An 18,688-nucleotide genomic window follows, 5' to 3' on the forward strand; every position below is an offset into this window, starting at 1 on the left:
TGAAGACAAGCTGTGAAGACAGCCGTGAAGACACGCTGTGAAAGAACGCTGAGGAGTACGCGGATGAAGGCCAATCGGAAGCTCTGGGTCGCGGCGACGGTCTGCGTGGCCGTGGTCGCCGGTGTCACGGGCTGTTCCCAGGGCGACGACAAGGCCGCGGACCCCTTCGCGGGCCTCACGGCCGACGCCATCGCCGACAAGGCCGTCGAGACCACGAAGGCGGCCACCGCCTTCCACATGAACGGCAAGGGCAAGACCGACGGCCAGGAGATGACGGTCGACTTCTCCGTCGACAGCAAGGGCTCCTGCAAGGGCTCGATGCAGGCCGCCAAGGGCGGCAAGGCCGAGATGATCGGCACCGACGGCGCCAGCTACATGAAGGGCGACGACGCCTTCTGGCGCACCACCGGCGGCGAGGAGGGCGACTCCTCGGAGGAGGCCGGCGCCATGTCCGCGCTGCTCAAGGGCCGCTGGATGAAGATGCCGGCCGGTGGCGAGGGCCCCGACGCCTTCTGCGACCTCAAGACCATCGTCAAGGACATGGACGAGGACACGCCGCGCAAGGGCATGACCCGCGGCGCCGACGCCGACGTCGACGGCACGCCCGCCGCCACCCTCACGAAGAAGGGCACGAAGGGCGAGACCACGACCTTCTACGTGGCCAAGGACGCCGCCAAGCCGTACATCCTCCGCGTCGTGGAGGCCGGCGGCGAGGAGCCCGGCACGGTCACCTTCTCCGACTACGACAAGCCGGTCACCGTCACCGCGCCCCCGGCCGACCAGGTCGTCGACATGGAGCAGCTCGCCGGCGCCTCCTGACGCTCCCGGGTCGTCCCGCCCCCTGTCCGGTCGCGGGCACGCGCGCGCGGGGCGACCCTGGTGGACAGGGGTGGGGGGAATCCGCGAGGAGGCTCGCATGGCGTCCCACCGAAAGCTCCGCGCCGCGGCCGTCGTCTGCGCCGTGATCGCCGTCGCGGGTCCCGCACCGGCGGCGGCCTGGGCGGCGGCCCCGACGGCGGCCCAGGCCCCGGCCTCGGCCCCCGCGGCGGTCCCCGCGTGGCCGGCGGCCGCCCCGGCCCCCGCCCCCTCCCCGGACCCCTTCGCGAACCTCACCCCCGACGAGATCGCCGAACGGGCCGTCACCGCCACCCAGTCCGCGACCTCGCTCCGCATGACGGGCCGGGTCGTCGCCGACGGGGAGCCGCTCGACATCGACTTCGCCGTCAACGACCGCGACGAGTGCACCGGCGTGATGAAGATCGGCGGCGGCACCGCCGAGCTGCGCCGCGTCGACGACCTCACGTACATGAAGGGCGACGAGGCCTTCTGGCGCGTCTCCATGGCCTCCCAGGGGATGCCGGAGGCGCAGATCGACGCCACGATCGAGCTGATCAAGGGCCGTTGGCTGAAGATCGCCCCGGGGCAGGCGGGCAGCAGCGACCTCAGCGGCGTCTGCGACCTGAAGGGGCTCCTCGCCGACCTCGACGAGGACAAGGAGGAGCGCACCGGCCTGGTGCGGGGGCCCGACGGCGAGGTGGACGACACCCCGGTCGCGACGCTCGTGAAGAAGAAGACCGGCGGCGAGACGACCACCGTCTCCGTCTCCGAGGAGGGCAAGCCCTACATCCTCAAGATGGTCAAGGCGGGCGGTGACGAACCCGGCTCCATGCTCCTCTCCGACTACGACAAGCCGGTCGACGTGACCGTGCCGCCCGCCGACGAGACGGTGGACCTGTCGAAGCTGGACCCGGGCAGCACGGCCGCGTAGGACCCCGGGCGGGAGCCGTACGGGGCCGCGCTGTCAGTCGGTCGCGTTAGCCTCTTTGAGGTGACCGCACACCTCACCGACCCCGAGCAGCTCAAGGAGCTCCTCGGCATCCCGTTCACCCCGGAGCAGACGGCCTGCATCACCGCGCCGCTCGCCCCGCAGGTCGTCGTGGCCGGAGCCGGCTCCGGCAAGACGACGGTGATGGCCGCCCGGGTGGTCTGGCTGGTCGGCACGGGCCAGGTCGCCCCCGAGCAGGTCCTCGGCCTCACCTTCACCAACAAGGCCGCGGGCGAACTCGCCGAGCGCGTCCGCACCGCCCTCGTCCGCGCCGGGGTCACCGACCCCGACGTCATCGACCCGGACGAGCCCCCGGGCGAGCCCCGCATCTCCACGTACCACGCCTTCGCCGGGCAGCTCCTCACCGACCACGGCCTCCGCATCGGCCTGGAGCCCACCTCCCGGCTCCTCGCCGACGCCACCCGCTACCAGCTCGCCGCACGCGTGCTCCGCGAGGCCCCCGGCCCGTACCCCGCGCTGACCAAGTCCTTCCCGACCCTCGTCACCGACCTCCTCGCCCTCGACGGCGAGCTCGCCGAGCACCTCGTCCGGCCCGGGGACCTCACGGCGTACGACTCCGAGCTCCTCACCGCGCTCGCCGGCGCCAAGCTCAGCAACGCCGAGCTGCGCAAGATCCCCGAAGCAACCGCCGCCCGCCGCGAGCTCCTCGACCTCGTCGTCCGCTACCGCGCCGCCAAGCGCTCCCGCGACCTCCTCGACTTCGGCGACCAGATCGCCCTCTCCGCCGAGCTCGCCACTACTCGGCCCGAGGTCGGCGGCCTGCTCCGCGAGGAGTTCCGGGTCGTCCTCCTCGACGAGTACCAGGACACCTCCGTCGCCCAGCGGCTGCTGCTCTCCGGGCTCTTCGGCCACGGCACCGGACACGCCGTGACCGCCGTCGGCGACCCCTGCCAGGCCATCTACGGCTGGCGGGGCGCCTCCGTCGCCAACCTCGACGACTTCCCCGAGCACTTCCCCGGCGCCGACGGCACCCCCGCGAGCCGCTACTCCCTCTCCGAGAACCGCCGCAGCGGCGGCCGCCTCCTCGACCTCGCCAACCGCCTCGCCGAGCCCCTCCGCGCCATGCACGCGGGCGTGGAGGCGCTGCGCCCCGCGCCGGGCGCCGAGAAGGACGGCAGCGTCCGCATCGCCCTGCTGCCCACCCACGCCGAGGAGATCGACTGGCTGGCCGACTCCCTCGCCCAGCTCGTCCGCACCGGCCGCGAGCCCGGCGAGATCGCCGTCCTGTGCCGGACCGCGACCGACTTCCCCGCGATCCACGCCGCCCTCGTCGCCCGTGACGTGCCCGTCGAGGTCGTCGGCCTCTCCGGCCTCCTCCACCTGCCCGAGATCGCCGACCTCGTCGCCGTCTGCGAGGTCCTCCAGGACCCGGGGGCCAACGCCTCCCTCGTCCGCCTCCTCACCGGCCCCCGCTGGCGGATCGGCCCCCGCGACCTGGCCCTCCTCGGCCGCCGCGCCCGGCTCCTCGTCCACCGCGGCGGCGACGACCCGGACCCCGAGCAGCGGCTCGCCGCCGCCGTCGAGGGCGTCGACCCGGCGGAGGTGATCTCGCTCGCCGACGCGCTCGACACCTTCCTGGACTCCGGCGGCGCCGCCGACGACGGCCTGCCCTTCTCCGCCGAGGCCAGGGTCCGCTTCGCACGCCTCGCCGCCGAGCTGCGCACCCTGCGCAGCTCGCTCGCCGACCCGCTCATGGACGTCCTGCACCGGATCCTCACCGCGACCGGCCTGGAGGTCGAGCTCTCGGCCTCCCCGCACGCCCTGGCCGCCCGCCGCCGCGAGACCCTCTCGAACTTCCTCGACATCGCCGCGGGGTTCGCCTCCCTCGACGGCGAGGCGAGCCTGCTCGCCTTCCTCGGCTTCCTGCGCACGGCCGTCCAGTTCGAGAAGGGCCTCGACAACGCCCTCCCGGGCGGCGAGAACACGGTGAAGGTCCTCACCGCCCACAAGTCCAAGGGCCTGGAGTGGGACGTCGTCGCCGTCCCCGGCCTGGTCTCCGGCGCCTTCCCCAGCGCCCGCGCGCGCGAGGCGTGGACCTCGCAGCCGCAGGTCCTCCCGCACGCCCTGCGCGGCGACGCGGACACCCTGCCGGGGATCGACTCCTGGGACGCCAAGTCCCTCACGTCGTTCAAGAACGCCATGCGGGACCACCAGCACACGGAAGAGCTCCGCCTCGGCTACGTCACCTTCACCCGCCCCCGCTCCCTCCTCCTCGGCTCGGCCCACTGGTGGGGCCCGTCCCAGAAGAAGCCCCGCGGCCCCTCGGACTTCCTCCAGGCCCTCTACGACCACTGCGAGGCCGGCCACGGCGACATCGAGGCCTGGGCCGAAACCCCGGCGGAGGACGCGGAGAACCCGTCCCTGACGGAGGACACGAACGACCGGGCGTGGCCGCTGCCGCTGGACGCGGAGGCACTGACTCGGAGGAGGAAGGCGGCCGAGCAGGTCGCCGCCGCCTTGTGGGCCATCGTCCCGCAGGGCGTGGGGGTCCCCGCTCTGGGGGAGGGCGGGCACAACCCCACCGGCGCAGCGCCCGACCTCCCGGACCCGCACCCCGAGGACCTCTGGCCCGACGACGAGGAACCCGTCTGGGACGAGGAGGTCCTCCCCGAGGACACCCACGCGGACGCGGTCCCGGCACCGAGGGACCCGGAGCGCACCCTCACTCCGGAGGAGCTCCGCACCATCGCCTCCTGGGACCGCGACCTCACCGCCCTCACCACCGAACTCCGCCGCGCCCGCGCGACAACCCGAGACGTCCTCCTCCCCCCGTACCTCTCCGCCTCCCAGGTCCTCCGCCTCGCCGCCGACCCCGACGGCTTCGCCCAGGACCTGGCCCGCCCCATGCCCAAGCCGCCGCAGCCCGCAGCCCGCCGGGGCACCCGCTTCCACGCGTGGGTGGAGTCCCGCTTCGAGGAGCTGCCGCTGCCGTTCCTCGGCCCCGAGGAGCTCCCCGGCGGCGAGGACTTCGCGGGGGAGCCCGAGATCCTCGACGAGCGGGACCTCGACTCCCTCAAGGAGGCCTTCGCCCGCACCCCGTACGCCCGCCGCTCCCCGTACCGCGTCGAGGTCCCCGTCCACCTCACCCTCGGGGGCCGGGTCGTCCGGGGCCGGATCGACGCCGTCTACCGGGACCCGGACACCGGGGCGTACGAGATCGTCGACTGGAAGACCAGCCACCACCGGACCGCCGACCCCCTCCAGCTCGCGATCTACCGGCTCGCCTGGGCCGAGCAGCACGGCCTCGCGCCCGACGACGTCGCGGCCGCCTTCGTCTACGTCCGTACGGGTGAGGTCGCCCGCCCCGCCCGCCTGCCCGGCCGTGCCGAGCTGGAGGCCATCCTGCTGGGTGGGGCACCCCCCGGCGCCGGATAGGCTCGGAGGCATGAGCGAGACCCCGGACAGCGTCGTCCACGCCGTGCGTACGTACATCGAGCAGCACCGTTCCGCCTTTCTCGGCGACCTCGCCGAGTGGCTGCGCATCCCCTCCGTCTCGGCGCAGCCGGACCGTGCCGGGGACGTCCGCCGCAGCGCCGAGTGGCTCGCCGCCAAGCTGGCGGAGACCGGTTTCACCACGGTCGAGGTGTGGGAGACGGACGGCGCCCCCGCGGTCTTCGCCGAGTGGCCCTCCGGGGACCCGGACGCGCCGACGGTCCTCGTCTACGGCCACCACGACGTGCAGCCCGCCGCCCGCGAGGACGGCTGGGACACGGAGCCCTTCGAGCCGACCGTGATCGACGGCCGGATGTACGCGCGGGGCGCCGCCGACGACAAGGGGCAGGTGTTCTTCCACACACTCGGTGTCCGCGCGCACCTCGCCGCGACCGGCCGCACCGCCCCCGCCGTCAACCTGAAGCTGATCGTCGAGGGCGAGGAGGAGTCCGGCTCCCCGCACTTCCGCGAGCTCGTCGAGACCCACGCCGAGCGGCTCGCCGCCGACGCCGTGATCGTCTCCGACACCGGCATGTGGTCCGAGACGACGCCCACCGTGTGCACCGGCATGCGCGGTGTCGCCGACTGCGAGATCGAGCTGTACGGCCCCGACCAGGACATCCACTCCGGTTCCTTCGGCGGCGCCGTGCCGAACCCGGCCACCGTCGCGGGCCGGATCGTCGCCGCCCTGCACGACGAGACCGAGCGCGTGGCGATCCCCGGCTTCTACGAGGGCGTCACCGAGCTCTCCGACGCCGAGCGCGCCCTCGTCGCCGAGCTCCCCTTCGACGAGGCGGCGTGGCTGCGTACGGCGAAGTCCCACGGCACGCTCGGCGAGGCCGGCTTCTCCACCCTGGAGCGGGTCTGGGCACGCCCCACCGCGGAGGTCAACGGCATCGGCGGCGGCTACCAGGGCCCCGGCGGCAAGACGATCGTCCCCGCCTCCGCCCAGCTCAAGCTGTCGTTCCGGCTCGTCGCGGGCCAGGACCCGGCCAAGATCGAGCTCGCCGTACGGGACTGGCTCGCCGGGCTCGTTCCCGCGGGCATCCGGTACGAGATCGTCTTCGGCGCCCCGACCCGTCCCTGCCTCACCCCCCTCGACCACCCCGCCCTCAAGGCGGTGGCCGGGGCCATGAGCAGGGCCTTCGACGGCGCCAAGGTCCGCTACACCCGTGAGGGCGGCTCGGGACCGGCCGCCGACCTCCAGGACGTCCTGGAGGCGCCCGTGCTGTTCCTGGGCATCTCCGTCCCGTCCGACGGCTGGCACGCCCCCAACGAGAAGATCGAGCTCGATCTCCTCATGAAGGGCGTCGAGACCACGGCTCATCTGTGGGGCGACCTGCCGGCCGCCCTAGGGCGTTGAACCACACACCGACCGATCCGGGGGAGCTGGAAGCACCTGTGAGCACCTTGAAGAACGCGTCAACGGACCGCCCGATCTCGCTGACCGCACCGAGCGGCATCGACCGGGCTGCCCACCACCGCCTCGACGAGGCGTGGCTGGCGGCTGCCTGGAGCCACCCCACGACCCGGGTCTTCGTGGTCTCGGGGGGCCAGGTGCTGATCGACGACCGGCCCGACGGCGGCACCGAGCTCGTCATGACCCCGGCGTTCGAAGCCCCCGTCACCGAGACCCACCGGTACTTCCTCGGCACGGACGCCGACGGGGTGTCCTACTTCGCCCTCCAGAAGGACTCCCTGCCCGGCCGCATGGACCAGTCCGCGCGCCCGGCCGGGCTCCGCGAGGCCGGACTGCTGCTCTCGCCGCGGGACGCGGGCCTCATGGTGCACGCCGTCGCCCTGGAGAACTGGCAGCGCCTCCACCGCTTCTGCTCGCGCTGCGGTGAGCGCACGGTCATCGCCGCCGCCGGGCACATCCGCCGCTGCCAGGCCTGCGGCGCCGAGCACTACCCGCGTACCGACCCGGCGGTCATCATGCTGGTCACGGACGACCAGGACCGGGCCCTGCTGGGCCGCCAGGTGCACTGGCCGGAGGGCCGCTTCTCGACCCTCGCGGGCTTCGTCGAGCCCGGCGAGTCCATCGAGCAGTCGGTGGCCCGCGAGGTCTTCGAGGAGGCCGGCGTCACGGTCGGCGAGGTCGAGTACATCGCCAGCCAGCCCTGGCCGTTCCCCTCCAGCCTCATGCTGGGCTTCTTCGCCCGCGCCACCTCCTCGGAGATCAACGTGGACGGCGAGGAGATCCACGAGGCCCGCTGGTTCTCCCGCGAGGACCTCGCGGCCGGCTTCGAGTCCGGCGAGGTGCTGCCGCCGTACGGCATCTCGATCGCCTCCCGCCTGATCGAGCTCTGGTACGGCAAGCCGCTGCCGAAGCCGGGCGACGTCGTCTGAGACCGGTGTCGTCCGAGACCGGGATCGTCTGAGACCGGTCTCGGACGAGACCGGCATCGTCCGAGAAACGCGGAACCCCGACCGGAAGGCTCTCCGGTCGGGGTTCGCGAGTCGCGGGGTCGGGCGCCGAGTACCGGCTCAGACGCCGAGCGCCTGCTTGACCTGCGCGAGGCTCGGGTTCGTCATGACGACCTCGTCGCCGCCGGCGGCGGGGAGGATGCGGACGGTCGGGACGGTCTGGTTGCCCCCGTTGGCCTTCTCGACGTACGCGGCCGACTCCGGGTCCTGCTCGATGTTGATCTCCGAGTACGCGATGCCCTCACGGTCCATCTGGCTCTTCAGCCGACGGCAGTAGCCGCACCACGTGGTGCTGTACATCGTCACAGTGCCCTGCATGGCCTGCGCTCCTCTTCTTCGCTGACGGGTGCCGAGAAGGAGAACGTACGCCCCGGCCGTCCCATTCCCGGCATTCGTGTGACCGGCGTTCGTATGACCGACGCCTCCCGCCTGTGGACAAGCCGCGGCACCGAGCTCGCCGGACCTGGCAGCATGGACAGGTGACAGCAGCAACGCACTCCACTCTCTTCCCTCAGGTCCCGGAGACGGCCGACGCGGTGCTCGACGGGCTCGACCCCGAGCAGCGCGAGGTCGCGCTCGCCCTGAGCGGCCCGGTGTGCGTGCTGGCGGGAGCCGGCACGGGCAAGACGCGCGCCATCACCCACCGGATCGCGTACGGGGTGCGGGCGGGCATACTCCAGCCCGCCAGCGTGCTGGCCGTCACGTTCACCAACCGCGCCGCGGGCGAGATGCGCGGCCGGCTCCGGCAGCTCGGGGCGGGCGGCGTCCAGGCCCGGACGTTCCACTCCGCGGCCCTCCGACAGCTCCAGTTCTTCTGGCCGAAGGCCGTCGGCGGCGACATGCCCCGGCTCCTGGAGCGGAAGATCCAGCTCGTCGCCGACGCCGCGGCCCGCTGCCGCATCCGGCTCGACCGGAACGAGCTGCGCGACGTCACGGGCGAGATCGAATGGGCCAAGGTCACCCAGACGGTCCCCGCCGACTACCCGGCCGCGGTCGCCAAGTCCGTCCGGGACGCCCCGCGCGACCCGGCCGAGATCAGCCAGATCTACGCGCTGTACGAGCAGCTCAAGCGCGACCGCTCGGTGATCGACTTCGAGGACGTGCTGCTGCTCACCGTCGGCATCCTCCAGGACCGGCACGACATCGCGGAGCAGATCCGCCGCCAGTACCAGCACTTCGTCGTGGACGAGTACCAGGACGTCTCGCCGCTCCAGCAGCGCCTGCTCGACCTGTGGCTCGGCGACCGCGACAACCTCTGCGTGGTCGGCGACGCCAGCCAGACCATCTACTCCTTCACCGGCGCCACCCCCGACCACCTCCTCAACTTCCGCAACCGCCATCCGAACGCCACGGTGGTCAAGCTCGTCCGCGACTACCGCTCCACCCCGCAGGTCGTCCACCTCGCCAACGGACTGCTCAGCCAGGCCCGCGGCCGGGCCGCCGAGCACCGCCTGGAGCTGATCTCCCAGCGCGACCCGGGCCCCGAGCCTGCCTACACGGAGTACGCCGACGAACCGGCCGAGGCCGAGGGGACCGCCCGCCGCATCCGGGACCTCGTCGCCGCGGGCGTCCCGGCCGGCGAGATCGCCGTCCTCTACCGGATCAACGCCCAGTCCGAGGTCTACGAGCAGGCCCTCGCCGACGCCGGAGTGCCCTACCAGCTCCGCGGCGCCGAGCGCTTCTTCGAGCGCCAGGAGGTACGGGAGGCGGGCATCGCCCTGCGCGGCGCCGCCCGCGCCGGGGGCAACGACTCCCTCCTCGACGACGCCGACGACCTTCCCTCGCAGGTCAGGGCCGTCCTCTCCACCAAGGGCTGGACGAGCAAGCCGCCCTCGGGATCCGGCGCGGTCCGCGACCGCTGGGAGTCCCTCGCCGCCCTCGTCCGGCTCGCCGAGGACTTCGCCCGCGCCAAGTCCGGGGCCACCCTCTCCGACCTGGTCGCCGAGCTCGACGAGCGGGCCGCCGCCCAGCACGCCCCGACCGTCCAGGGCGTCACCCTCGCCTCGCTGCACGCGGCCAAGGGCCTCGAATGGGACGCCGTGTTCCTCGTCGGCCTCACCGAGGGCATGATGCCCATCACCTACGCCAAGACCGACGAGCAGGTCGAGGAGGAGCGCCGCCTGCTGTACGTCGGCGTCACCCGGGCCCGCCTCCACCTCTCGCTCTCCTGGGCGCTGTCCCGCGCCCCGGGCGGCCGCGCCTCCCGGCGCCCCACCCGCTTCCTCAAGGGGCTGCGACCGGGCTCCGGCTCCCTCGGCTCCCTCGCCGCCGCCGGTGCCGGAGGCATCGAGCGGGGCATCGCCGGCGGCCGGCGCAAGCCGCGCGGCCCCGTCCTGTGCCGGGTCTGCGGAGCGACGCTCACCGAAGCGGGCGCGATGAAGCTCATGCGCTGCGAGGACTGTCCCTCGGACATGGACGAGGCGCTGTACGAGCGGCTCCGCGACTGGCGCGCCGAGCAGGCGCGGGAGCTGGCCCAGCCCGCCTACTGCGTCTTCACCGACAAGACGCTCATGGCCATCGCGGAGCGCGTCCCGACGACCGACGGCGAACTCTCCTCGATCTCCGGCGTCGGCGTCCGCAAGCTCGACCGCTTCGGAGCCGATGTCCTGGCCATCTGCGCAGGTGGGGACGGCGGGACGGGGGACGACGAACACTGAGGAAAACTCGTCGCGAAAATAGTTTGCGCCTGCCCCGTCAAGCGCCATAGGTTCTTAACCACGGACACAGCGGCTTCTTCGAAGCCCTGTTTTCGTGCTGTACTAGTCCCCATACATTCGAGGGTTGGGCTCACACCCGAACTCTCCGAGACGCCGAGAGGAGGCGATTCCCCGTGATCAGCATCATCGAGACCAGCACTGCCGGCTTCGTCAGCACCGCCAAAATGACCGATCGCGCGATCGTCTCCGCCTGCTCGCTCGGCCTCTCCGGCGCTGCGTTCCTTGGCAGCGGTCTGCCCGCCACCGGTCTGTCCGGTCTCGGCACGCCCGCCATCGAGCGCAATGAGCGACCGACCAAGGCACTGGAAGCAGTAGCAGCAGGCAAGGCCACGGCCTATGCCTTTGCCGCGACCGGTGCCGGAATCCAGCAGCGCCAGACGACGACGCACCACCACATGATGTGGGCCTTCCGTGGGCTCGAACCCTGGAGTGATCCAGTCTGATCCATGATCGGACCGGCGCCTTCAGGGCCGCGGAACCCCACCCGGGATCCGCGGCCCTTCTGTTTGTCCCCGAACGGGGATGACGGAGCGAAGGGGCCTCGGGCAGAAACACCCGGTACCAGCCGAAACCCCGGCCAACAGGCCGGAACGACCAGACGAGGAAAGACCACCGTGCAACTCGAAGCGCACGCCCCGTCCGTACCGCCTTCCGAATCGATCTCCCTGCCCGGCTCCACGGAGGACCACGCTTTGACCCCCCTCACCGCGCTCACCGCGCTCGACGACGCCATCGAGAACCTCGGCGTCCCCGTTCCCTGTCGTGCCTACGACCCCGAGGTCTTCTTCGCGGAGTCGCCGGCCGACGTCGAGTACGCGAAGTCCCTCTGCCGTACCTGCCCGCTCATGGAGGCCTGCCTGGCCGGCGCCCAGGAGCGCCGCGAGCCCTGGGGTGTCTGGGGTGGCGAGCTCTTCGTCCAGGGCGTGGTCGTCGCCCGGAAGCGGCCCCGTGGCCGTCCGCGCAAGAACCCGGTCGTCGCGGCATGAGCGCCACCGGAACCATCGACCGCCCCTCCACGCACGATCCCAAGAAGCAGGCACCGATGACCTCTTCCGCCATCGAGCCCATCGGCTCCGTGACCCCCGACTTCTCCACCACCGCCGCGCACACCGCGCGTCAGAACAGGATTCGCGAAATGCAACTCATCCCAGAAGCCCTGGCTCGTGCCCATATGCACGAGCGCCGGCGTGAGGCCGAGGCGGAACGCCAGGCCGTGCGCCTGGTCGCCGCCCGGCGCATGCAGCGCCGCGCCGAGCGCGTCTCGCTGCGCGCCCGCCGCGCGCTGGCCATGGCTGTCATGAACTAAGGGGTCTCCCACCCCGCGCCCTCAGGGGCGCACCCCCCGGGGGCCGGTCCGAACGGACCGGCCCCCGCGGTGCGTTGCCCGGTCCGGGCGCCCCCGCCGGGCTATCGTCACGAGGATGAACGACGCCCGTACCCCCGAGGCACCCCTCGCCTGCGCGCGCTGCGGCAAGACCACCGACACCCTCCCGCTGACCTGGACGTGTTCGGTGGAGAACGGCCGGCGCGAGTACTTCTGCGAGGACTGCGCCCGCGCCAATATCCGCGCCATCGAGGGCCGTCTCGACTCCGCCTGGTGGTGACGGGCCGTCGAGGGACGGGCCTTCGGAGCCGTCCTCAGTCTTCGTCCGGCGCGACGAAGCCCGGCAGCCACTCCTCCAGCTCGTCCCTGAGCCGCACCGTCGCGTTGAGCTGACAGAGCACCCCGATGGTGCTCAGCGTCACACGGTGTATCAACAGGTACGAGGGCGGCAGGTTGAGCTGCTTGCCCAGCTGGTGGGCGGGGGAGCGGGGGTCGGCGATCCGGGCGGCCTGGGCGCGCAGCCAGCCGCGGGTGAAGAGATAGGTCTCCGCCTCGGCCGGCTCGATGATCGGCAGCAGGTACGCGAGGACCGCGTCCGGGTCGAGGGCGACGGAGTCCTTGACGAACCCTTCGGCGCGGAGCAGTTCGTAGACGGTCTCGGCCTCACCGGCGAGCGTCATCCGCAGACAGACGCCGATCGTCTCCGGCAGCCCGCCCGGGAGCCGGTCCACGGTGCCGAAGTCGAGGACGCCGAGGCGCCAGCTCGCCGGATCCTCGTCGTCCTCGGCGCCGGGCAGCAGCCGGAAGTTCCCCGGGTGCGGATCGGCGTGCAGCAGGCCGGTGCGCGCGGGGCCGGAGAAGAGGAAGCGGGCCAGCAGCTGTCCCGCCCGGTCCCGCTGGGCCTCCGTGCCGTCCGCGATCACCTCCGAGAGCGGGATCCCGTCCATCCACTCGGTCACGAGGACCTGATCCGACTGGTGCACCACGGCCGGTACGACGACGTCGGGATCGTCCGCGAACACCTCCGCGTGCTCCCGCTGGGACGTCGCCTCCAGGGCGTAGTCCAGCTCCTCGGAGACACGGTCCCGCATCTCGGTGATCAGCGGCTTGATGTCCATCCCCGGAACGAGCGGCCCGAGGAGCCGGGCGAACCTGCTCAACTGGGTGAGGTCCGAGAGCAGTGCCTCCCCGGCGCCCGGGTACTGCACCTTCACCGCGACCTCGCGCCCGTCGTGCCAGACCGCCCGGTGCACCTGCCCGATCGAGGCGGCCGCCGCCGGCTTGTCCTCGAACTCCAGGAACAACTCGCGCCAGTTCTCGCCGAGCCGCTCGCCGAGGACCGCGTGGACGGTGGTCGTCGGCATCGGCGGCGCCGCGTCCTGAAGCTTCGTCAGCGCCGCCCGATACGGTCCGGCGACCTCCTCCGGGAGGGCCGACTCGAAGACGGACAGCGCCTGACCCAGCTTCATGGCCCCTCCCTTCAGCTCGCCGAGGACCTTGAACAGCTGCTCGGCGGTGCGCTGCTGGAGCTCGCGGGCGACCAGCTCGGCGGACTTGCCGCCGATCCGTTTGCCCAGCCCCCAAGTGGCCCGGCCGGCGAAGCCGAGCGGCAACGCGGCCAACTTGGCGGTCCGGGTGACCGCCTTCCGGGGAAGATCAGACATGAGCCCCTCCAATTCCCAGACTGCCGTGTCGCGCAGGGCCGTTACCCCGCCATTGTGTCCTGCGCGCTTCCGGCTGCCGAGGCGCGCTCCCCTTCTCCGTCACGCGCCGCCCCGCACGGACAGTCCGGATGCGGCCGCAGGCGCTCCGTCCGCCACTCCAGCAACGGCAGCGACACCTCCCAGCGCGCGCCCGTGCTCGCCGGCAGGTCCCCGTCCAGGAAGGCGAGCGCGTGCGCGGCGGTGAGCCCCGCCACGGCCGTGGCGAGCGCCAGGTCGCAGGCGGGCAGCGGGTGCGGGGCGCCCGAGCGCCACTGGGCCAGGAGCCGGGGACGGACGGGCTCCCGGTCCGTCAGTTCTTCCTGGAGGCAGCGGGCACAGGCCGTGCCGCCCGGCAGGACCAGCGGCCCGACCGTCCCCGTCGCCTCCAGGACGCCCGCGTACAGGTGGGGCGTGCCGGTGGAGATCCACGGCCCGGCCGGCAGCGGGTCGGGGACGTACGCGCCGAGGCCGTCGCGCGGTGTCACCACGACGAGTGACAGCGCGGCCGCGCCACGGCCGTCACCCGGCGCGGACGTCCGGGCTCTTCCTGCGCCGCCCCGCGCCCAGCGGCGCACCAGGCGCCGGGCCGCCGTCGCCCGGCGCTCGCCGACCGCCTCGGCCGGCAGCCCGCCCGGGGCGGTCTCCCACGGCTCGACCCGTCCGGAGTCCAGCACCTCGACCGTGCCCACGCCCGCCGCGGACAGCAGGGCCGCCACCATCGCCCCCACCCGCCCCGCTCCCCGGACCTGGACGCGCAGGGCCCGCCGGGCCGTCAGCGTCCCCGGCGCCCGGCCGGGCTCGGGGTGGACGACGGAGAGCGAGGCCAGGTCGGCGCGGAGCGGATCGAGAGCGGTGTCGACCGCGCCGGCGCCCGGACCCGCCCTCCCGGGCCGCCCGGTCGACGCGTCCGCGAGGAGCCCGGCCGCCGCCAGCCGGCCGAGGAACGCCTCCAGACGCCCGTCCGGCAGCCCGAGCGCCCGGGCCTCCGCCCGCAGCAGCTCCGTCCCCCGGGTGCCGTCGAGCAGCGCGAGGAGCGCCCCGGTGCTCGTGTCGACCGGACTCATCACCACCGCGTGGGCGGGGGTGATCCCGAACTGGACGCACTGGAGACTCCGCCAGGCGCGTCGCAGCGCCGGCTTCACCATCGGATGCATTTCCCCGCCCCCGCCCATGACCGCATTTCAAGATCGACAACGGCTCTTCCGTCGTCATGAAGCGAGAATGCCCCGCGGCCGTGACGGTCGCCGAAAGTTGTCCACAGGCCAGGGGGATTAGTCATTCAAATGGTGCGCGGTGCGGGCGGATCGTTCTCGAAACCCCTCCGGAGGGAGGACTTCCCCCACCGCCAGCGGGTAACGTCGGGGCCGTGCCCGCCGATCCACAGCGCAGCGTGACCAGCAAGCCGCCCCGCGGCTCGGGGACGAGTGCGGTCGAGGTCCGCAGAAGCGCACGGCGGAGCAGAACCGTCTCGGCCTACCGCGAGGGCGACCGGACCATCGTGCTCATCCCCGCCCGCATGTCGGAGGCGGAGGAGCAGCGCTGGGTCACCGTCATGCTGGACAAACTCGCCGCCCAGGAGAGCCGGGGCGTCCTCGGCGACCGCGAGCTCACCGAGCGGGCCCTGCGCCTGTCCGAGCAGTACTACGGCGGCCGGGCCCGCCCCGACTCCGTCCGCTGGGTCACCAACCAGAACACCCGCTGGGGCTCCTGCACCCCCTCCGAGGGAAGCATCCGCCTCTCCCACCGGCTCCAGGGCATGCCCGAGTACGTCGTCGACTACGTCCTCCTCCACGAGCTGGCGCACCTCCTCGTCCCCGGCCACGGACCGAGGTTCTGGCGGCTCCTCGACGCGTACCCGCGCACCGAGCGGGCCCGCGGCTACCTGGAGGGCGTCGTCGCCGCCGCCCGGCTCCCGCACCTTCCGGGCGCTCGCGAGGAGTGACGCCGCCGATACCGGCAGCGCCTGTGTTTCCCGATTCCGTACCGAAAACGACCTGCCCTGTCTCAATGTCACCCACAGCCGTTAGCCTGGCGCGAGCATTCGCCATTCGGGATGGGGGACGGTCGTTACGCATGGCCAGGGAATTCCAACGCGGCCACAAGGCCAAGATCAGTGATCTGACCGCGGGTACGGATCTGTACGTGGGCGTGCAGATCGCGGCCCCCGGACTCAGTTTCGACATCAGCTGCTTCGGACTCGACGCGGACGAGCGGCTCTCCGACGACCGCTACTTCGTCTTCTTCAACCAGCCGAAGTCGCCGGAGGAGTCCATCCAGCTGCTCGGGTCCCAGTCCGGCGACACCGAGTCCTTCCGCATCACCCTCGACCGCATCCCCGCGCACATCCAGAAGCTGTCGTTCACCGCGACGATCGACGGTGCCGGCCAGATGTCCCAGATCGGCCCCGGCCACGTGCGGATCGTGGCGGGCGGCGAGGAAGTCGCCCGGTACGCCTTCACCGGCGCGGAGTTCTCCACCGAGCGCGCGGTGATGCTCGGCGACTTCTACCTCAAGGACGTCTGGCGGTTCGCCGCCGTCGGCCAGGGCTTCGACGGAGGCCTGGAGGCACTCCTGCGGAACTTCGGCGGCGAGGTCGCCGAGGAGGAGCCCGCGGCGCCGCAGGCACAGGCCCCGGCCCCCGGCTTCGCCCCGCCGCCGCAGGCGGCGGCGCCCCCGGCCTTCGGCGCGCCCGCCCCGGCGGCGCCCCAGCCGCCGGCCCCCGCGCCCGCGTTCGGTGCCCCGCCGGCCCCGCCGGCGCCCGTCGCACCGCAGCCGGTCCACACGGCGCCCACCATGGTGGCGCCGATGGCCCCCGCCCAGGTCCCGCCGCCCGCACCGGCCCCCGCCCCGTACGGGCAGCCGCCGCAGCCGCCGCAGTACGGCCAGGTCCCGGGGCAGTTCCCCGGCCAGGGCCAGCAGCCGCCGCAGCAGCCGCCGTACGGGCAGACGCCGCCCCCCGGCCAGTACGGACAGCCGCAGTACGGGCAGGCGCCGCAGTACGGGCAGCAGCCCGCGGGCGTCCCGCAGGGCGTCCCGGCCACCGGCGCGGGGCTCGCCGCCGCGCTCGCGCCGTTCAAGGAGACCGCCACCGGCGCCCGGTGGACCCCGCAGAACCAGCAGCTCATGCGGGTCGACCTCGCCATGGGCGGCACGCCCGTCCTCGCCCGGCAGGGCTCCATGGTCATGTACCAGGGCAAGGTCGACTTCTCCCACAAGGGCGCGGGCTTCGCCGGCCGGATCGTCGGCAACGCCACGGGCCAGGAGATGCAGCTGATGCGGTGCAGCGGCCGCGGCCAGGTCTTCCTCGCCGAGGAAGGCGCCCATCTGCACCCGATCGAGCTCCAGGGCGACGGCATCTGCGTCTCCGCGGAGAACGTCCTCGCGTTCGACGAGTCCCTCCAGTACGAGGTCCGCCGCATCGAGGGCCACGGCATCCCCGGCGGAGCCCTGTTCACCATGCAGTTCCAGGGCACCGGCACCGTCGTCGTGAAGACCCACGGCATCCCCGTGGTCCTGCCCGTCACGCCGACCACCTTCGCCGACTGCAACGCCGTCGTCGCCTGGTCGTCCGCGTCCCAGGTCATCCTCTCCAGCCAGGTGCGGCTCCGCCGCAACGCCTACCCGGGCCACAGCGGAGAGACCGTGAACCTCCAGTTCCGGGGCGCCCCCGGCAACTTCATCGTCGTCCAGCCCTACGAGGTCTGAGGGAGCCCGAAGTCATGAACCAGCAACTCGCGGGCTACGCCCCGACCCCCATCGCGGCCCGGATGGAGAACCACGGCCGCGCCATGCTCAAGGTCGCCATGGCCTCCGGCCAGGACCTGTACGCCCGGACCGGCTCGATGGTCGCCTACGAGGGCTTCATCACCTACGAGCCCAACCCGCCCGGCGTCCGCCAGGCCGCCAAGGACTGGGCCACGGGCGAGGGCGCGCCGATCATGAAGTGCTCCGGCGACGGACTGCTCTACCTCGCCGACTACGGCGCCGACGTCGTCGTGATCAACCTCCAGAACGACTCCCTGTCGGTCAACGGCACCAACCTGCTCGCCTTCGACGCCCACCTCCAGTGGGGCGTCGAGCGGGTCAAGGGACTCGCCAAGTTCGCCGGCCAGGGCCTGTTCAACGTGGAGATCGCCGGTACGGGCTGGGTCGCGCTCACCTCGCGCGGCACCCCGATCGTCGTCGACTGCGGCCGCGGCGAGGACGAGACCTACGTCGACCCCGACGCGCTCGTCGCCTGGTCGCCGGCGCTCAAGGTCAAGGGCAAGCGCAGCTTCAAGGCCTCCTCCCTCATCGGACGGGGCAGCGGCGAGGCCTACCAGATGGCCTTCTCGGGCCAGGGCATCGTCGTCGTACAGCCGAGCGAGGACAGCACCGACCGCCTGCGGGTCCGGGGCTGAGGGGGAGCGAGAACACACCATGCAGAGCCCGCTTTTCAACCACGCCGAACAGCAGAGCCAGGAGCGGTACGTCATCCAGAACCCGCAGCTCCTGCGGGTCAGCCTGACCGGGCAGGACGACATCCTCGCCCGCAAGGGCGCCATGGTCGCGTACCAGGGGCTCGTCGACTTCGACGGCGAGTACCAGACCCCGAACCAGCGCCGGGCCCGCGCCCGCACCGGCGAGGGCCTCGACCTCATGCGCTGCTCCGGCCAGGGCACGGTCTACTTCGCCAACCTCGCCCAGAACGTCCACGTCGTGGAGGTCGACCAGGAGGGCCTGACCGTCGACAGCTCCTACGTCCTGGCGCTGGACTCGACCCTCCACACCGAGGTCATCGCCGTCGACAGCCAGTACGGCATCTCCGGCTCCGGCAAGTACCAGCTCAACATCTCCGGCCGCGGCAAGGTCGCCCTCATGACCTCCGGCCAGCCGCTGATGATGCAGGTCACGCCGGAGAAGTACGTCAGCGTCGACGCGGACGCGATCGTCGCCTGGTCCACCGGGCTGCGCGTCCAGATGCAGGCGCAGACGCACAACTCCAGCGTCCGCCGCCGCCGCGGCGACACGGGCGAGGGCTGGGAGCTCAGCTTCCTCGGCCAGGGCTTCGCACTCGTCCAGCCCAGCGAGGTCATGCCCCCGCAGCACGCCGCCATCGGCCAGGGCATCGCCGCCCAGTTCGGCGCCGGCCAGCAGGGCGCCCACGCGCAGAACCAGAACAACGCCTGGAACTGAGTACGGAGGAGGGGGCGGCCGCCACGGCGACCGCCCCCTCTGCCATGTCCTCCAGGGCGTGTTT

The 18,688-nt window shown here is 72.7% G+C and carries 17 protein-coding genes; 14 read left to right on the plus strand and 3 right to left on the minus strand.

Features of this window, described 5'->3' with window-relative positions; genetic code table 11:
• Positions 1–63: 63 nt before the first annotated feature.
• The 5 genes from ASC82_RS08530 (at position 64) to nudC (ending at position 7,627) form a co-directional block, all read left to right on the plus strand.
• On the plus strand, positions 64–819 hold the full coding sequence (locus tag ASC82_RS08530; RefSeq protein WP_056643859.1) for a hypothetical protein: 756 nt from the start codon (positions 64–66) through the stop codon (positions 817–819).
• A 97-nt stretch (positions 820–916) separates the two neighbouring features.
• Positions 917–1,768: a hypothetical protein gene (locus ASC82_RS08535; RefSeq protein WP_056643861.1), complete on the plus strand. Its 852-nt coding sequence runs from the start codon at positions 917–919 to the stop codon at positions 1,766–1,768.
• A 60-nt stretch (positions 1,769–1,828) separates the two neighbouring features.
• The gene (locus tag ASC82_RS08540; RefSeq protein ID WP_056643863.1) at positions 1,829–5,221 is read left to right on the plus strand and encodes an ATP-dependent DNA helicase; all 3,393 of its coding nucleotides are present in this window, start codon (positions 1,829–1,831) and stop codon (positions 5,219–5,221) included.
• 10 nt (positions 5,222–5,231) lie between these two features.
• Complete coding sequence (locus ASC82_RS08545; protein ID WP_056643866.1) at positions 5,232–6,641, plus strand: dipeptidase; 1,410 nt, start codon at positions 5,232–5,234, stop codon at positions 6,639–6,641.
• A 38-nt stretch (positions 6,642–6,679) separates the two neighbouring features.
• Positions 6,680–7,627: an NAD(+) diphosphatase gene (gene nudC, locus ASC82_RS08550; protein WP_056643868.1), complete on the plus strand. Its 948-nt coding sequence runs from the start codon at positions 6,680–6,682 to the stop codon at positions 7,625–7,627.
• 138 nt (positions 7,628–7,765) lie between these two features.
• Here the strand turns inward: nudC and ASC82_RS08555 are convergent, their stop codons facing one another.
• Positions 7,766–8,023, minus strand: a complete 258-nt coding sequence (locus tag ASC82_RS08555; protein WP_024758721.1) for a mycoredoxin — start codon at positions 8,021–8,023, stop codon at positions 7,766–7,768.
• A 161-nt stretch (positions 8,024–8,184) separates the two neighbouring features.
• Here ASC82_RS08555 and ASC82_RS08560 point away from each other — a divergent pair, with 161 nt between their 5' ends.
• The 5 genes from ASC82_RS08560 (at position 8,185) to ASC82_RS08580 (ending at position 12,026) form a co-directional block, all read left to right on the plus strand.
• Positions 8,185–10,362 carry an ATP-dependent DNA helicase UvrD2 gene (locus ASC82_RS08560; RefSeq protein WP_199862501.1) on the plus strand — a complete coding sequence of 726 codons (2,178 nt, stop codon included), beginning with the start codon at positions 8,185–8,187 and terminating at the stop codon, positions 10,360–10,362.
• A gap of 182 nt (positions 10,363–10,544) precedes the next feature.
• Entirely contained in the window at positions 10,545–10,865 is a 321-nt protein-coding gene (locus ASC82_RS08565) for a hypothetical protein (protein WP_024758719.1), read from the plus strand.
• Between the two features lie 171 nt (positions 10,866–11,036).
• A complete protein-coding gene (locus ASC82_RS08570; protein ID WP_056643873.1) occupies positions 11,037–11,408 on the plus strand; it encodes a WhiB family transcriptional regulator in 372 nt (123 codons plus the stop codon).
• Positions 11,405–11,728, plus strand: coding sequence for a hypothetical protein (locus tag ASC82_RS08575; protein WP_056643875.1), 324 nt, complete (start codon positions 11,405–11,407; stop codon positions 11,726–11,728). The genes ASC82_RS08570 and ASC82_RS08575 overlap by 4 nt, the downstream gene beginning before the upstream one ends.
• Positions 11,729–11,843: 115 nt before the next feature.
• Positions 11,844–12,026 (plus strand): hypothetical protein, encoded by a 183-nt coding sequence (locus ASC82_RS08580; protein ID WP_024758716.1) that lies wholly within the window; start codon positions 11,844–11,846, stop codon positions 12,024–12,026.
• A gap of 34 nt (positions 12,027–12,060) precedes the next feature.
• Here ASC82_RS08580 and ASC82_RS08585 read toward each other — a convergent pair whose 3' ends face one another.
• Complete coding sequence (locus tag ASC82_RS08585) at positions 12,061–13,410, minus strand: AarF/ABC1/UbiB kinase family protein (protein WP_056643877.1); 1,350 nt, start codon at positions 13,408–13,410, stop codon at positions 12,061–12,063.
• Positions 13,411–13,451: 41 nt separating this feature from the next.
• Positions 13,452–14,603, minus strand: a complete 1,152-nt coding sequence (locus tag ASC82_RS08590; protein ID WP_056643880.1) for a TOMM precursor leader peptide-binding protein — start codon at positions 14,601–14,603, stop codon at positions 13,452–13,454.
• A gap of 212 nt (positions 14,604–14,815) precedes the next feature.
• On the opposite strand from ASC82_RS08590, the gene ASC82_RS08595 reads away from it, so the two are divergent.
• The 4 genes from ASC82_RS08595 to ASC82_RS08610 all read left to right on the plus strand — a co-directional run bounded on the left by ASC82_RS08595 (position 14,816) and on the right by ASC82_RS08610 (position 18,624).
• Positions 14,816–15,391 (plus strand): M48 family metallopeptidase, encoded by a 576-nt coding sequence (locus ASC82_RS08595; RefSeq protein WP_056643883.1) that lies wholly within the window; start codon positions 14,816–14,818, stop codon positions 15,389–15,391.
• 131 nt (positions 15,392–15,522) lie between these two features.
• A complete protein-coding gene (locus ASC82_RS08600) occupies positions 15,523–17,154 on the plus strand; it encodes a TerD family protein (protein WP_056643885.1) in 1,632 nt (543 codons plus the stop codon).
• A gap of 14 nt (positions 17,155–17,168) precedes the next feature.
• Positions 17,169–17,849, plus strand: a complete 681-nt coding sequence (locus ASC82_RS08605; RefSeq protein WP_056643887.1) for an AIM24 family protein — start codon at positions 17,169–17,171, stop codon at positions 17,847–17,849.
• Between the two features lie 19 nt (positions 17,850–17,868).
• On the plus strand, positions 17,869–18,624 hold the full coding sequence (locus ASC82_RS08610) for an AIM24 family protein (RefSeq protein ID WP_056643888.1): 756 nt from the start codon (positions 17,869–17,871) through the stop codon (positions 18,622–18,624).
• The last annotated feature ends 64 nt before the right edge of the window (positions 18,625–18,688 follow it).

This window comes from Streptomyces sp. Root431, assembly GCF_001426585.1.
Lineage (GTDB): Bacteria > Actinomycetota > Actinomycetes > Streptomycetales > Streptomycetaceae > Streptomyces > Streptomyces stackebrandtii.